The sequence below is a fragment of the Bradyrhizobium iriomotense genome (assembly GCF_018130765.1).
Lineage (GTDB): Bacteria > Pseudomonadota > Alphaproteobacteria > Rhizobiales > Xanthobacteraceae > Bradyrhizobium > Bradyrhizobium iriomotense_A.
Genome location: NZ_JAFCJZ010000012.1, coordinates 205001 through 219786, shown reverse-complemented (window position 1 = coordinate 219786; position 14786 = coordinate 205001). Strand labels below are relative to the sequence as shown.

Here is a 14786-nt window from a genome sequence, read left to right as displayed (position 1 = left end):
AGACCTTTGAACCCAATGACCGATCCCCGCATTCTGGTGCTGATCCCGGCCCGCATGGCCGCCACCCGCCTGCCCGGCAAGCCGCTCGCCGATATCGCGGGCCTGCCGATGATTGTGCATGTGCTGCGCCGCGCAGAAGCCGCCGGCATCGGCCGGGTCGCGGTGGCCACCGACACGGACGAGATCGCCTCGGTCGTGACGGCCCATGGCGGCGAGGCCGTGATGACCAGCCCCGACCACCCCTCCGGCTCGGACCGCATCCACGAGGCCATGCAGAAGCTCGATCCAGAGGGCAAGGCCGAGATCGTGATCAATCTCCAGGGCGATTTCCCGACCATCACACCGGCAACCATCCGCGAGGTGCTGCCGCCCTTCGACGATCCCGCGGTCGACATCGTCACGCTGGCCTCGCAGATCCACACCGAGGAGGAGGACCTCGCCCCGAGCGTGGTGAAGGCCATCGGCTCACCGATCGGGCCGAAACGGTTGCGGGCACTTTATTTCACCCGCGCCACCGCCCCCTACGGCAACGGACCGCGATACCACCACATCGGCCTCTATGCCTATCGTCGCGCCGCGCTGGAGCGGTTCGTGTCGCTGCCGCCCTCCCCCCTCGAAAAGCAGGAGAGCCTGGAACAACTCCGGGCGGTGGAGGCCGGCATGCGCATCGACATCATGATCGTCGACAGCGTGCCCCGCGGCGTCGACACGCCGCCCGATCTCGAAACCGCGCGCAGCATCCTTTCCAAATCCTGAGCCGCTGTTACAAGGCCGACCAGGAGCACTTCAAGACATGAGCAAGATGAAGATCGCATTCCAAGGCGAACCCGGAGCCAATTCCCACATCGCCATCGTCGAGGCCTATCCCGACGCCGAACCGATGCCCTGCGCCACCTTCGAAGACGCCCTGTCGGCGATTTCGTCCGGCGAGGCCGATCTCGGCATGATCCCGATCGAGAATTCGGTCGCGGGCCGCGTCGCCGACATCCATCATTTGCTGCCGGCCTCCGGCCTTTTCATCATCGGCGAATGGTTCTTGCCGGTCCGCCACCAGCTGATGGCGGTGAAAGGAACCAAGCTCGAAGACATCAAGAGCGTCGAGAGCCATGTCCATGCGCTCGGCCAGTGCCGGCGCATCATCCGCAAGCTCGGCATCAAGCCGATCGTGCACGCCGATACCGCCGGCAGCGCCCGCGACATCTCCGAGCGCAAGGACAAGACCGTCGCCGCGATCGCCTCGCGCCTCGCCGCAAAGATCTACGGCCTCTACATCCTCGCCGAGGACATCGAGGACGAGGCCCACAACACGACGCGCTTCGTGGTGCTGGCGCGCGAGCCGAAATGGGCGTCCCAAGGATCGGGCCCGCTGGTCACCACGTTTGTCTTCCGCGTGCGCAACCTGCCCGCCGCGCTCTACAAGGCGCTCGGCGGCTTTGCCACCAACGGCGTCAACATGACCAAGCTCGAGAGCTACATGGTCGACGGCAATTTCTTCGCCACGCAGTTTTACGCAGACGTCGACGGCCATCCCGAAGACAAGGGCCTGGCGTTCGCGATCGAGGAGCTGAAATTCTTCTCGCGCGAATTCCGCATCGTCGGCGTGTATCCCGGGCATCCGTTCCGGGCGACATTCAGCGAGACGCAGGATTGATCTCGTGTCCCGGACGCGCAAAGCGCGAGCCGGGACCCAGAAGCCGCAATACCCGGAGGCGCGATGGGCCCCGGCTCAGCAGCGCACCGCTCCGCTCTGCGCTGCGTCCGGGGCACGAAACCGTCTTACACAGCCGCTCTAAGCCCGAACGCCTCCGCCAGCAGCGAATACGACTTCTTCCGCGCGTCGTGATCGTACACGGCGGTGATCACCATCAACTCGTCCGGCTTGCTGGCATCAATCAGCGGCTGCAGCTTTTTCTGCACCGTCGCCGGATTGCCGACGAACAGGCGCGAGCGGTTGCGGGCGATCGAGGTGCGCTCGGAGTCGGAGTAAGGATAGGTTAGCGCCTCCTCGACGCTCGGCAGCGGCAGATACTGGCCGCGGTCGCGGCGGAGGCGATTGAGGTCGAAGGACGTCGCGAGCTTTTCGGCTTCTTCGTCGGTATCGGCCGTGATGACGGCCACCGCGAGGATCGCGTGCGGGCTCGCGCGCCAGGCCGAGGGCTGGAAGCGGTCGCGGTAATGCACCATCGCATCGATCGCGTCGTGGGACGCAAAATGATGCGCGAAGGCGAAGCCCATGCCGACTTGCGCGGCGAGTTCCGAAGAATAATCGCTGGAGCCAAGCAGCCAGATCGGCGGCAGGGCGGTATCGTCCGGCATCGCGACGACGTTGTTGTAGGGGTGGCCCGAGGGAAATTCGCGGGTCTCCCACAGGATCAACTCGTGCAGCCGCTCCAGGAAATCGTCGCCCTCGCGGCGGTCGAGCCGGCTGCGCAGCGCGTAGGCCGTGGCACCATCGGTGCCGGGCGCACGGCCGAGGCCGAGATCGATACGGCCGGGAAACAGCGCCTCCAGCATCTTGAACCGCTCAGCCACCACCAGCGGCGCGTGGTTGGGCAGCATCACCCCGCCTGAGCCGACGCGGATGTGCTTCGTCACCGCCGCGATCTGCCCGATCATCACGTCGGGTGCCGGGCTCGCGACCGAGGCCAGGTTGTGATGCTCGGCGAGCCAATAGCGGACATAGCCGAGGCCATCGACATGCCTCGCCAAGTCGATGCTGTTGCGCAGCGCCGCGGCGGGCTTGGTGCCTGTGGTGACGACGGAGAGGTCGAGGACTGAGAGCGGGATCATGGCGCGTTAGCGTAGTGAAGGACCCTGCGGCGGCAATGGGTTGGCAGCGCAGGTCTGGCGTGCGGGCGGCGCCTGTGCACGGTCGAGCCGGCGGTATTGGGCCAAAGACAGTTGTAGACACACTAACTTCAAGCTGCCCACATCAATTCGAGCGGTATCATGCACCCGAAAATTTCACCAACTACATATGAATATTATATAATTTACACACCTATCCATATCCCACATCGACCTCGAAACGGCGCAAAATTGCGTGCTGCCCATCAGAAGTGGGCTATTTCCCACTTCTGATGGGCTGTCGGGCAGACCGCCTTTGTCCTATCTTACGCGCTCCCAACCTAGACCTGACGGCCGGCCACGAAGACTTGGCGGGATCCTTGCAACGAGTGGTGCCATGAATGACCTGACGACGCCTGCGACAGCCGACCGGCAAGACGGGCAGCTGAAGCGGCCTGCGATCTCCTTCGAGTTCTTTCCGCCCAAGACCGAGGAGATGGAGCGCAATCTCTGGGAGACCATCAACCGGCTGGCCCCGCTCGACCCGAAATTCGTCTCGGTGACCTATGGCGCCGGCGGCTCGACCCGCGAGCGGACACATTCCACCATCGCCCGCATCCTCAAGGAGACTGCGCTGCTGCCGGCGGCGCATCTGACCTGCGTCGGCGCCTCGCGCGGCGAGATCGACGAGATCGTCGACCGCTATCACGAGGTCGGCGTCCGCCACATCGTCGGTTTGCGCGGCGATCCCGCCGGCGGCATCGGCACGCCCTATTCCAGCCATCCCGAGGGTTACCAGAGCTCGGCCGAGCTCGTCGCGGGAATCAAGAAGCGGCACAGCGACATCGAGGTCTCCGTTTCGGCCTATCCCGAGAAGCACCCCGAGGCGCGCGACTTCGACGCCGATATCGACACGCTTCAAGCAAAAGTCGACGCCGGCGCGACGCGCGCCATCACGCAGGTGTTCTTCGATAACGACCTCTACTTCCGCTATCTCGACCGCGTCCGCGCTCGCGGCATCAGTATTCCGATCGTGCCGGGCATCATGCCCATGCACAATTTCAAGCAGGCCCGCAATTTCGTCACACGTGCCGGCACCACCGTGCCCGACTGGTTCGCCGCGAAATTCGAAGGCCTCGATGACGACCCCGAAACCCGCAAGCTGGTCGCCGCGACCGTCGCCGCCGGCCAGGTGCAGAAGCTCGCCAAGCACGGCGTCGACACCTTCCACTTCTACACCATGAACCGCGCCGATCTCGTGTTCGCGATCAGCCATTTGCTCGGCATTCGCGCCAAGAGCGCCCAGAAGGCTGCGTAACAGAAAATGACCGTACCCGTTTCCGCCAAGCGAACTGCCCTGCTGAACGCCGCGCGCGAGCGCATCCTCGTGCTCGACGGCGCCATGGGCACGATGATCCAGAACCTCCAGTTCGACGAGCAAGCCTTCCGCGGCGAGCGCTTCAAGGACTTCCATCGCGACCTGCGCGGCAACAACGACCTGTTGATCCTGACCCAGCCGCAGGCGATCGAGGACATCCACGCCGCCTACTTGCGCGCCGGCGCCGACATCGTCGCGACCAACACGTTCTCGACGACCTCGATCGCACAGGCCGACTACGACCTCACCGACATCGTCTATGAGATGGCGCGCGAGGGTGCCCGCCTCGCCGGCAACGCCGCCCGCCGCGTCGAAGCCGAAGACGGCAAGCCGCGCTTCGTTGCGGGTGCCATCGGTCCCACCAACCGCACCGCCTCGATCTCTCCGGACGTTTCCAATCCGGGCTACCGTGCCGTCACCTTCGACGATTTGCGCAAATCCTATGGCGAGCAGATCCGCGGCCTGATCGACGGCGGCGTCGACTTGCTGCTGGTCGAGACCATCTTCGACACGCTCAACGCCAAGGCGGCGCTCTATGCGATCGCCGAGATCACCGAAGAGCTCGGCATCGACATGCCCGTGATGGTGTCGGGCACCATCACCGACAAGTCCGGCCGCCTGCTGTCCGGGCAGATGCCGGAAGCGTTCTGGAATTCGGTGCGGCACGCAAAACCTATCACCATCGGCTTCAACTGCGCGCTCGGCGCCGAAGATTTGCGCGCCCATATCGCCGATATCGGCCGCGTCGCGGATACGCTGGTCTGCGCCTATCCGAACGCCGGTCTGCCCAACGAATTCGGCCAGTATGACGAGACGCCGGAATACATGGCGCGCCTCGTCGGTGAGTTCGCGCGCGATGGTTTGGTCAATATCGTCGGCGGCTGCTGCGGCACCACGCCGGACCATATCGCGGCGATTGCGACTGCGGTCGCTCCGCACAAGCCGCGCATCGTGCCCGAAATCGAGCCGCGCCTGCGGCTCTCCGGCCTCGAGCCGTTCGTGCTGACCGATGCTATCCCCTTCGTCAATGTCGGCGAGCGCACCAACGTCACGGGGTCGGCCCGCTTCCGCAAGCTGATCACCAACGGCGACTACACGGCTGCGCTGCAGGTCGCGCGCGACCAGGTCGAGAACGGCGCGCAGATCATCGACGTCAACATGGACGAGGGTCTTCTGGACTCGGAAGCCGCGATGGTGACGTTCCTCAACCTCGTCGCCGCCGAACCCGACATCGCCCGCGTCCCCGTGATGGTCGACTCCTCGAAATTCTCGGTGATCGAGGCCGGCCTGAAATGCGTGCAGGGCAAGCCCGTCGTCAACTCGATCTCGATGAAGGAAGGCGAGGAGAAGTTCATCCACGAGGCGAAGATCGCCCGCCGCCATGGCGCGGCCGTGGTGGTGATGGCGTTCGACGAGGTCGGCCAGGCCGACACGTTCGCGCGCAAGACCGAGATCTGCAAGCGCGCCTACGACATCCTGGTGAACAAGGTCGGCTTCCCGCCTGAGGACATCATCTTCGATCCGAACATTTTTGCGATCGCGACCGGCATCGAGGAGCACAACAATTACGGCGTCGACTTCATCGAGGCGACGCGCTGGATCCGCCAGAACCTGCCGGGCGCACACATCTCCGGCGGCGTCTCCAACCTGTCGTTCTCGTTCCGCGGCAACGAGCCGGTGCGCGAGGCCATGCACTCGGTGTTCCTGTATCACGCCATCAAGGCCGGCATGGACATGGGCATCGTCAATGCCGGTCAGATGATCGTCTATGACGACATCGATCCCGAGCTGCGCCAGACCTGCGAGGACGTCGTCCTCAATCGCGATCCCGGCGCGTCCGAGCGCCTGCTGGCGCTCGCCGAGAAATTCCGCGGCAAGAAGACCGAGAGCAAGGAAGCCGACCTCGCCTGGCGCGAATGGCCGGTGGAGAAGCGGCTGTCGCACTCGCTGGTCCACGGCATCACCGAGTTCATTGAGCAGGACACCGAAGAGGCCCGCAAGAATTCCTCGCGCCCGCTCGACGTGATCGAGGGCCCGCTGATGGCCGGCATGAACGTGGTCGGCGACCTCTTCGGCGACGGCAAGATGTTCCTGCCGCAGGTGGTGAAGTCCGCGCGCGTCATGAAGCAGGCCGTTGCCTACCTGATGCCGTTCATGGAGGAAGAGAAGGCGCGCAACCTCGCCAGCGGCATCGGCACCGAGGGCTCGTCGTCCGCCGGCAAGATCGTGCTCGCGACGGTGAAGGGCGACGTCCACGACATCGGCAAGAACATCGTCGGCATCGTGCTCCAGTGCAACAATTACGAGGTCATCGATCTCGGCGTGATGGTGCCCGCCGCCAAGATCGTCGAGACCGTGAAGGCGGAGAAGGCCGACATTGTCGGTCTCTCCGGCCTGATCACGCCCTCGCTCGACGAGATGGCGTTCTTCGCCGGCGAATTGCAGCGCGAGGGACTGAAGCTGCCGCTACTGATCGGCGGCGCCACGACCAGCCGCGTGCATACGGCGGTGAAGATCGACCCGAGCTATCGCGCCGGCCCCGTCGTGCACGTCAACGACGCCAGCCGCGCCGTCGGCGTCGCCTCCTCGCTGCTGAGCCCTGAGAAGCGCGAGGCCTACGCCGCCGAGGTGCGCGCCGAATACGCCAAGATCTCCGACGCGCATCTGCGCGCGCAGGCCGACAAGAAGCGGTTGAAGCTCGCTGCCGCACGCGCCAACCGCGTGCCGGTCGATTTCGCCAAGAGCAAGCCGGTGAAGCCGACCTTCCTGGGCATCCGCAGCTTCGACGAATACGACCTTGCCGAGCTCGTCGACTGCATCGACTGGACGCCGTTCTTCCAGACCTGGGAGCTCCACGGCCGCTTCCCCGCCATCCTCGACGATGCCAAGGTCGGCGAGGTCGCGCGCTCGCTCTATGACGATGCGCGCAAGATGCTCGACACCATCGTCAAGGAAAAGTGGTTCCGAGCCCGCGCCACCATCGGCTTCTGGCCGGCGAACGCACAAGGCGACGACATCGTGCTCTATGCCGACGAGAGCCGCACCAAGAGCATCGCGACGCTGCACACGCTGCGCCAGCAGCTCGAGAAGCGCGAGGGCCGTTTCAATGCGGCGCTCGCCGACTTCATCGCGCCTGTCGGCACCGGCGTGCCCGATTATGTCGGTGGCTTCGTCGTCACCGCCGGCATCGGCGAGGACGCGGTCGCCGACCGCTTCAAGTTGGCGAATGACGATTACTCCTCGATCCTGTGCAAGGCGCTGGCCGACCGCCTCGCCGAAGCCTTCGCCGAGCGTATGCATGCGCGCGTGCGCCGCGAGTTCTGGGCCTATGCGCCGGACGAGGCGCTCTCCAACGACGAGCTGATCCTCGAAAAGTATCAGGGCATCCGCCCCGCGCCCGGCTATCCCGCGCAGCCCGACCACACCGAGAAGGCGACGCTGTTCGAGCTGCTCGATGCGGAAGCGACCGCCGGCGTTAAGCTGACCGAGAGTTTTGCGATGTGGCCGGGCTCATCCGTATCCGGGCTCTATTTTGCGAACCCCGAGAGCTATTATTTCGGCGTCGGCAAGATCGAGCGCGACCAGGTCGAGGACTACGCCGCGCGCAAGGGCATGACGGTGGCGGAAGCCGAGCGCTGGCTCGCGCCGGTGCTGAACTACATCCCGTCGCAGCAGGGCAAGGCCTTCGCGGCGACGCCGGCGAACGATGAGGCGTCAAACGACCTCGCCTCGCATCCGCCCGGCTGCACCTGCGCGGTGCATCTGGTCTGGCAGAAGAAGCGCGCAGGCGCGGGCTAGCCGCGCCTTCAAAACAAAAATGCGAAAACAACCCCATGCACAGTAGAATGGGGTTGAAAAGCTTGACGAATTTCGGGGTTACCGAAATCGAGTTGCGGCGTCGGGCAAAACAGTAGTAATATTCCATCATCGCGGACCGCCTGTCGTCAGTCGGGCGGGTGCCGCGCGCCCACCGGTGCCGTCCTGGCGAGCAAGCGCGTAGCCCGGATGAGCGAAGCGACATGCGGGACAGGTCTTCCCGGATATCGCTTCGCTCATCCGGGCTACGGCTCTGCCCGTGTTGAAAGATCACCCCACCCCGCTCGCGCTTTGCGCGATCGACCCTCCCTCCAGGGGAGGGTAAGAGATATCACCCCTTCGGCGGCGCCAGCGGCTGCACGATCTCCCGGAATGCCGGCAGCGCCTCGCAACGCTCGGCATGCGCGCTGAGCGCTGGATAGCGGTTGGCATCGAACAGCTGCGGATGCGCTTCGCGGGTGAAGCGAAGGACACAGGCGACCGCGACGTCGGCGTGGCCGATGCGCTCGCCGAGCCAGTACGGCGTCGTCACCCTGGCGCGCTCGGCTTCAAGCACGCCGAGGACATCAGCGATCTGCGCCTGGCAGCGCTCGACCCACAGCGCAAGCTGCTCCTTCCGCAGCACGCGCTCGTAGAGCAGGCTCACCGCCTTGTCGCCGAGGCCGGAGGCGAGCGCGCAGATGCGCAGATGCTTGCGCCGGCCGGCGCCGCTGCGCGGCAGCATCGCCTTTGCCTCGCCGACGAGCTCGTCGAGATAGTCGAGGATGATCGTGCTCTCGATCAGCGCTTCGCCGTCGTCGAGCACCAGCGTCGGCACGCGGCGCAGTGGGTTGTACGGCGCGATCTTGTCGGCATCGCCGAAGGTCGACCACGGCTTGTGCTCGAAAGCGAGCCCGTAAAGCCGCAACGCAATCGCGACGCGGCGGACGAAGGGGGAGTCGTATTGGCCGATCAGGAACATGGTTCGCGCTCTTGTCAGTCGTGGGATATGGCAGGGCCGTCCAGTTCATCGCCAATGCGGACCTGCCGCAACAGATATCTTGGAAGAAGAGCATTGCGCATCCCGCAACAAAGCGGAATCAATGCACACTCGATCAGCCGAGGGCTCGTCATGCATCTGCGATCTTTCACCACGCTCGCCCTGCTCGCCGCCGCGAGCGTCGCCCATGCACAGGACCGCCCGATCGGCTTTCTGACGCCGTCGAAGAACATTGTCTGCCAGTTCTTCACCGATAACGGCCAGAGCGTGCTCCGCTGCGACATCATGAACATGGAGAACCGCCCGCGCCGGCCAGCAGACTGCGAGCTCGATTGGGGCCATGCCTTCGAGATGAGCGCGAAAGGCAGCGCGGGAGGCATCTGCGCCGGCGACACCGTGATGGACGCCTCGCTGCCGGTGCTCGCCTATGGCGAGGTGTGGCAGCGCGCGGGGTTCACATGTCGGTCGGAGCAGACGGGATTGACGTGCTTCAACGCCATGCAGCACGGATTCTCGCTGGCGCGGGCGGAGCAGAAGGTGTTTTAGCGGCGATTAGGATCGCGGTCTCTCGGCAAAAATATATCGAGATTTGCGTAGCGCATCCTCGGCATTCTGCCCCCAAAATTCTACAATTTCAAAATTTCGGCGAGCACGCTCCCCCGTATACTGACTAAGATCGAGCATATAAGCATCGTATAGTCGATTAACGCGTTCTCGGACAGTGACTCGGGATCGAACGTGGTGGAGGAATTTCAGATCAACAAGATCTGGGACGTTCTCGACGTCGCTCTCCTTATAATCCTTATCGATCAAAAAGCAGTTTGCCTTTGCTTCAGTCGAACAGAAATCGCTGAGCTTCTCAAATATCTCTAGAAGCTTCTTTTCCTCATCTTTGCCGGCATCGCGTGAAAAGTCCTCTCTTTTAAATTTGTCGAACTCGCCGGCCGCCTTGTTGACATCCTCTGCACCGATTTTCTCCCCTCTCGCGCTGTCTCCTCGTGCGAGGCGCTCTCTCGCTACATCAATTGCACGCCGGAAAATAGTGAGAAAATCGCGGGCCACGCCGCCGCTTGCCAACACAAGGCGATCGCGTGCTCCGTCGGTAAGAAAGTCGTCCAATTTCAGATTAGATTCTCGAGCGAACTGCTCCAGAATTCGCAAGAGAAAGCGCTTCGTCAGATCATACTTCTCTAACGTCACATCCAGATCAATTTCTTCCGCGTCATCGCCGAGCTTCATTCCTCGCGGCGGATCGCTATACGTATACCAACGCGACCTGTGACGTATCGTGCCGACCTTGATCCAAAGATTGAGCCCTTTTGCAATTCGATGGAGATAGTCAACAACCTCAGCCTGATCCGCTTTCCTTATGTGATACAAATCGTCCAACAATAGAAACGCTGGTCCGTCGGCGAGTTCTGTCATGCGCTGGAACAGACCTTTGTATCGCATAATATTCCGGTGCAGGATTTCGATCTTCCTTGACGTATACTCCTGTTGAGTTTGGGTCGACTGCGTCCCTTTTTCAGAGGATTTCAGATTTGATTCAATCGAGGCAATTGGGATCTTTCCTCCAGCGGTAAGCGCCGTCTGCAACTCAACAGCGGTTTCGCCCTTGCGCGTCGTTTGAATCTTGGCATCGTCAGCGGCGAAAAGGACAGTGTTGAGCTCTTTGATCATCTCCCCAAGCTCGGCAGATATTTCGACGGTTTTTGCGCGAGGGAACCCCTTCTTCGACGGCGACGCTCCAAAAAGCTTATTCCAGAATGATGTTCTATTGGATGGGTGGATTGCCGCGGAATCCATCCACGCTTTGAATTCGCTTAGCGTCTTGATGAGCACGCTCAGCAATACATCTGGATAGCTGTGCCCCTTAAACTCTTCGAGGTCTACGTAGGCAATCGGACTTCTGTTAACAGTGAGATCCGCTGTCACTTTTGCCAACAGGCTCGACTTTCCGGATCCTCTGCGTCCGAAGATGATATGATAGCGCTTATTCTTGGCTCGAGCCAGCGTACCCGGAGCGGGCTCAATAAAGTACTTCACGCCCTCTTTTGTTGACCGAGTTGATTCTTCGACAATTCGCGAGAGGTTCTCAACTTTAGTCGTCTCAAGAACGCTCATTGAAATTTCTTTCTGGAAAAAATAGACAAGCCATTGCAACTGACCGCAACCATTCTCGCACTGGTTGCATCCACTTGTCTAGCTGCCTGACGGTGCAGAAGCAACCGTGCGGCCCAAGCTACCCTCTCCCTCGTCGCTCGCCAGCACGCCCTTCGCCGCCGTTGCCCAGCTGGCTAGCTTCCACTCGCGCGTCGCATGGCTCATGTTCGGCTTGAAGGGGGATTCTGTCTCGGACTTCGCTGCGCTCGCAATGACGGTGGAGCGGCAGCCGCGTACTATTCGATGATCGGCACATGCTTCGCCACATCGCGTGGCGCGGTGCCGTCGAGGCGCGGGTCGTCGGCGATCTCGATCTGGCGGCGGAAGGGACGGAAGCCGGAGCGCTGGTAGAACGCGACGGCGGAGGGGTGATCGAAGGTGCAGGTGTGCACCCAGACGCGGCGAAGGTCGCGTGACCATGCGATCTCCAGCGCGCGGTTCATCAGGAAGCGGGCGGCGCCTCGCCCGATCAAGCTGGCGGTGACGCCGAAATAGACCAGCTCGCACTGGCCGGGCTCGCGGAAATCCAGCTCCAGCAGGCCTTCGTCGCGACCGTCCATGGCCAGCGCGTAGATCTCGACGCCCGGCGCGTGAATGATTGCGGCGAGTTCGGCGTCGCTCATGCGCGCGCGCGAGAACCACAGCCACTCCTCGCCGACGCGGCGGTGGAGGTCGCGGTACCAATCAAGCGCGGGAGCGTCGACCTTGCGCAGGGACCAACTGCCGCGCGGATCGGCGCGGTGCGCGGGAGGTGCGGTCATTTCGAGATGGGTAACGACAGCGGCGATCTTGCCGGCGGGGACGTCGGAATAGCCGTCGGGGATGATCATAGGATGCGTCCCTTTGAAGCTGAACGCCGTCCACACACCCCGTGTCGTCCTGGCGAAAGCCAGGACCCATTACCACAGTTGGTCGTTGTTGCGGCAGGTTGGGGCCGATAGCGGTCCAAGGCAACTTGGCTCGGTGGTTATAGGTCCTGGCTTTCGCCAGGACGACAGCGGAGTTTGTGGACGCGCCTCATTCCCTCGGCGTCAGAGCGATCGCTGCCGCCGTTATCGGGGCCTACCCCTCCCCCTCGTCGCTCGCCAGCACGCCCTTCACCGCGCGGGCCCATCCCGCGAGCTTTCGCTCGCGCGTCGCCTCGCTCATGTTCGGCTTGAAGCGGTGCTCGAGGCGCCAGTTGTCGGCGAACTTTGTCGGCTCGGGATAGACGCCGGCCTGGAGGCCGGCGAGATAGGCGGCGCCCAGCGCCGTGGTCTCCTGGATCACGGGGCGGTCGACCGGTGCGTCGAGGAGATCGGCGAGGCGCTGCATGGTCCAGTCGGAGGCGGTCATGCCGCCGTCGACGCGCAGCACGACGCTGGCGGTCTCAGAGCTCGGCCAGTCGGCGCGCATGGCGGCCCAGAGGTCGAAGGTCTGGTAACAAACACTCTCCAGCGCGGCGTGGGCGAGCTCGGCGGGACCGGTGTTGCGGGTGAGGCCGAACAGCGCGCCGCGGACGCGCGGATTCCAGTAGGGCGCGCCCATGCCGACAAAGGCAGGGACGAGATAGACGCTCTGCATGGAGTCCGACTGATCGGCGAGCGGGCCGGTCTCCGCGGCGTGCTTGATGATGCCGAGACCGTCGCGCAGCCATTGCACCGCCGAGCCCGCGACGAAGATCGAGCCTTCGAGCGCGTAGGTGCGTTTTCCGTCGAGCTGGTACGCGACGGTGGTGAGCAGCTTGTTTTTGGAGACAACGGGTGTTGTGCCGGTGTTGAGCAGCGCGAAGCAACCGGTGCCGTAGGTGGACTTCATCATGCCCGGGCGGAAGCAGGCCTGGCCGATGGTCGCGGCCTGCTGGTCGCCGGCGATGCCGGAGATCGCGATCGCACCGCCGAACAAATCGGGCGTGCTCTCGCCGAAGCGGGCGGAGGAGTCCTTCACCTCGGGCAGCATCGAGCGCGGCACGCCGATGATCTCCAGCAGTTCGTCGTCCCACTGGCCGGTGTGGATGTTGAACAGCAGCGTGCGCGAGGCGTTGGTGGCGTCGGTGGCGTGCACCTTGCCGCCGGTGAGGCGCCAGAGCAGATAGCAGTCGATGGTGCCGAACATCAGTTCGCCGCGCGCGGCGCGGGCGCGAGCGCCGGGAACGTGGTCGAGGATCCAGGCGACCTTGGTGCCGGAGAAATAGGGATCGATGATCAGGCCGGTCTTTTGCGAGATCACGGGCTCGCGGCCGTCCGCCTTCAGTTTCGCACAGACGTCGGCGGTGCGGCGGTCCTGCCAGACGATGGCGCGGTGCACGGCCTGGCCCGTGGCGCGGTCCCACACCACGGTGGTCTCGCGCTGGTTGGTGATGCCGATCGCGGCGATGTCCTTGGCGCTGATGCCGGCGTGCTCGATCGCCTCGCGGCAGACCATCACCGTCGAGGTCCAGATGTCCTCCGGCTCGTGCTCGACCCAGCCCGAGGCTGGAAAGTGCTGCGGAAACTCGGCTTGCGCCTTCGCCGCGATGGAAATGTCGCCGCGAAACACGATCGCGCGCGAGGAGGTGGTGCCCTGGTCGATGGCGAGGACGAAAGACATGGCGGCTTACCTTGGCGTTTTTCTTGGCGTTTCCCTGAGGGGGTCGTTGTGTCGGACCAAAGGGAGCGGATTGGAGGCGGAAGGTCAAGGTTGGATCAGTGGGTGCCACGGCGCTTCCTTCTCCCCTTGTGGGAGAAGGTGGCGCGAAGCGCCGGATGAGGGGTTCTATCGGCGTGGAATAATGCGGGAGGGTCACTCGCGGAGACGGACCCCTCACCCGTCTCGCCGCTACGCGGCGATCCACCCTCTCCCACAAGGGGAGAGGGAAAGAGACGGCTACACCGCCGCCGTCGTCACGCCGCCGTCGATGACGATGGTCTGGCCGGTCATGAAGCTCGAGGCGTCGGAGGCAAGATAGGCCACCGCGCCGGCGATTTCGTCGGGTTCGCCGATGCGGCGCAGCGGCGTGGTGGCGGTGCGGCGCTTGAGCAGGGCTTCGTCTTCCCAGAGCGCGCGGGCGAAATCGGTTTTGACGAGGCCGGGGGCGATGCAATTGACGCGGACGCCTTTCGGGCCCCATTCGCCGGCGAGACTGCGGCACAGCGCGAAATCGGCGGCCTTGGAGATGCCGTAGGCGCCGATTACCGTGGAGCCGCGCAAGCCGCCGATCGAGGAGATGATGATCACCGAGCCGTTGCCGCGCTCGGCCATTTGCGGGATCGCGAGCGCGGAGAGCCAGATGTTGCTCTTCACGTTCGAGCCCATGATCTTGTCGAAGGCGTCGTCGGTGATGTCGAGCAGCGGGCCGTAATACGGATTGACCGCGGCGTTGCAGACGAGGATGTGGATCTTGCCGTAGTGCTTCGTCGCGCCCGCGATGAGCGCCTCGACCTCGTTCTTGCGCGCGATGTTGCAGGGGATGACGATGGCATCACCACCCGCTGCATTGATGCCGTCGGCGACCTCCTTGCAGGCGTCGGCCTTGCGCGAGGAGACCACGACCTTGGCGCCGAGCTTTGCCAGCAACTCCGCCGAGGAGCGGCCGATGCCGCGGCTCGAGCCGGTGACGACGGCGACCTTGCCGGTGAGATCGAACGGGGTGTTTTTCATTGTTGTTGGGCTCCGCTGGGTCAGCTTGCTCATCATCACCCGCCC

Annotated in this window: 11 protein-coding genes; 5 read left to right on the top strand and 6 right to left on the bottom strand. The window is 63.7% G+C overall.

All coding sequences use genetic code 11. The features are described 5' to 3' along the window. The first annotated feature begins 15 nt into the window (after positions 1-15). Together JQ635_RS21680 and JQ635_RS21675 are read left to right on the top strand one after the other, a co-directional pair. Positions 16-756: a 3-deoxy-manno-octulosonate cytidylyltransferase gene (locus tag JQ635_RS21680; RefSeq protein ID WP_211411809.1), complete on the top strand. Its 741-nt coding sequence runs from the start codon at positions 16-18 to the stop codon at positions 754-756. A 37-nt stretch (positions 757-793) separates the two neighbouring features. After that, entirely contained in the window at positions 794-1651 is an 858-nt protein-coding gene (locus JQ635_RS21675) for a prephenate dehydratase (RefSeq protein ID WP_211411808.1), read from the top strand. A 125-nt stretch (positions 1652-1776) separates the two neighbouring features. On the opposite strand, the gene JQ635_RS21670 is transcribed toward JQ635_RS21675, so the two are convergent. Further along, entirely contained in the window at positions 1777-2790 is a 1014-nt protein-coding gene (locus tag JQ635_RS21670; RefSeq protein ID WP_211411807.1) for an LLM class flavin-dependent oxidoreductase, read from the bottom strand. A 394-nt stretch (positions 2791-3184) separates the two neighbouring features. Between JQ635_RS21670 and metF the strand changes: the two genes are divergently transcribed. Both metF and metH read left to right on the top strand, forming a co-directional pair. After that, positions 3185-4105, top strand: a complete 921-nt coding sequence (gene metF / locus JQ635_RS21665) for a methylenetetrahydrofolate reductase [NAD(P)H] (protein WP_211411806.1) — start codon at positions 3185-3187, stop codon at positions 4103-4105. A 6-nt stretch (positions 4106-4111) separates the two neighbouring features. Beyond that, positions 4112-7963 carry a methionine synthase gene (metH, locus tag JQ635_RS21660; protein ID WP_211411805.1) on the top strand — a complete coding sequence of 1284 codons (3852 nt, stop codon included), beginning with the start codon at positions 4112-4114 and terminating at the stop codon, positions 7961-7963. Positions 7964-8312: 349 nt separating this feature from the next. On the opposite strand, the gene JQ635_RS21655 is transcribed toward metH, so the two are convergent. Further along, entirely contained in the window at positions 8313-8942 is a 630-nt protein-coding gene (locus tag JQ635_RS21655) for a glutathione S-transferase family protein (RefSeq protein WP_211411804.1), read from the bottom strand. 150 nt (positions 8943-9092) lie between these two features. Between JQ635_RS21655 and JQ635_RS21650 the strand changes: the two genes are divergently transcribed. Beyond that, complete coding sequence (locus tag JQ635_RS21650) at positions 9093-9506, top strand: DUF6636 domain-containing protein (RefSeq protein WP_211411803.1); 414 nt, start codon at positions 9093-9095, stop codon at positions 9504-9506. 6 nt (positions 9507-9512) lie between these two features. On the opposite strand, the gene JQ635_RS21645 is transcribed toward JQ635_RS21650, so the two are convergent. The 4 genes from JQ635_RS21645 to JQ635_RS21630 all read right to left on the bottom strand — a co-directional run bounded on the left by JQ635_RS21645 (position 9513) and on the right by JQ635_RS21630 (position 14741). Beyond that, a complete protein-coding gene (locus JQ635_RS21645; RefSeq protein WP_211411802.1) occupies positions 9513-11084 on the bottom strand; it encodes a hypothetical protein in 1572 nt (523 codons plus the stop codon). A 275-nt stretch (positions 11085-11359) separates the two neighbouring features. Then, on the bottom strand, positions 11360-11953 hold the full coding sequence (locus JQ635_RS21640) for a GNAT family N-acetyltransferase (protein WP_211411801.1): 594 nt from the start codon (positions 11951-11953) through the stop codon (positions 11360-11362). A 232-nt stretch (positions 11954-12185) separates the two neighbouring features. Continuing rightward, positions 12186-13691, bottom strand: coding sequence for a glycerol kinase GlpK (gene glpK, locus JQ635_RS21635; RefSeq protein WP_211411800.1), 1506 nt, complete (start codon positions 13689-13691; stop codon positions 12186-12188). A 276-nt stretch (positions 13692-13967) separates the two neighbouring features. Further along, positions 13968-14741 carry an SDR family NAD(P)-dependent oxidoreductase gene (locus JQ635_RS21630; RefSeq protein WP_211411799.1) on the bottom strand — a complete coding sequence of 258 codons (774 nt, stop codon included), beginning with the start codon at positions 14739-14741 and terminating at the stop codon, positions 13968-13970. Between the last annotated feature and the right edge of the window lie 45 nt (positions 14742-14786).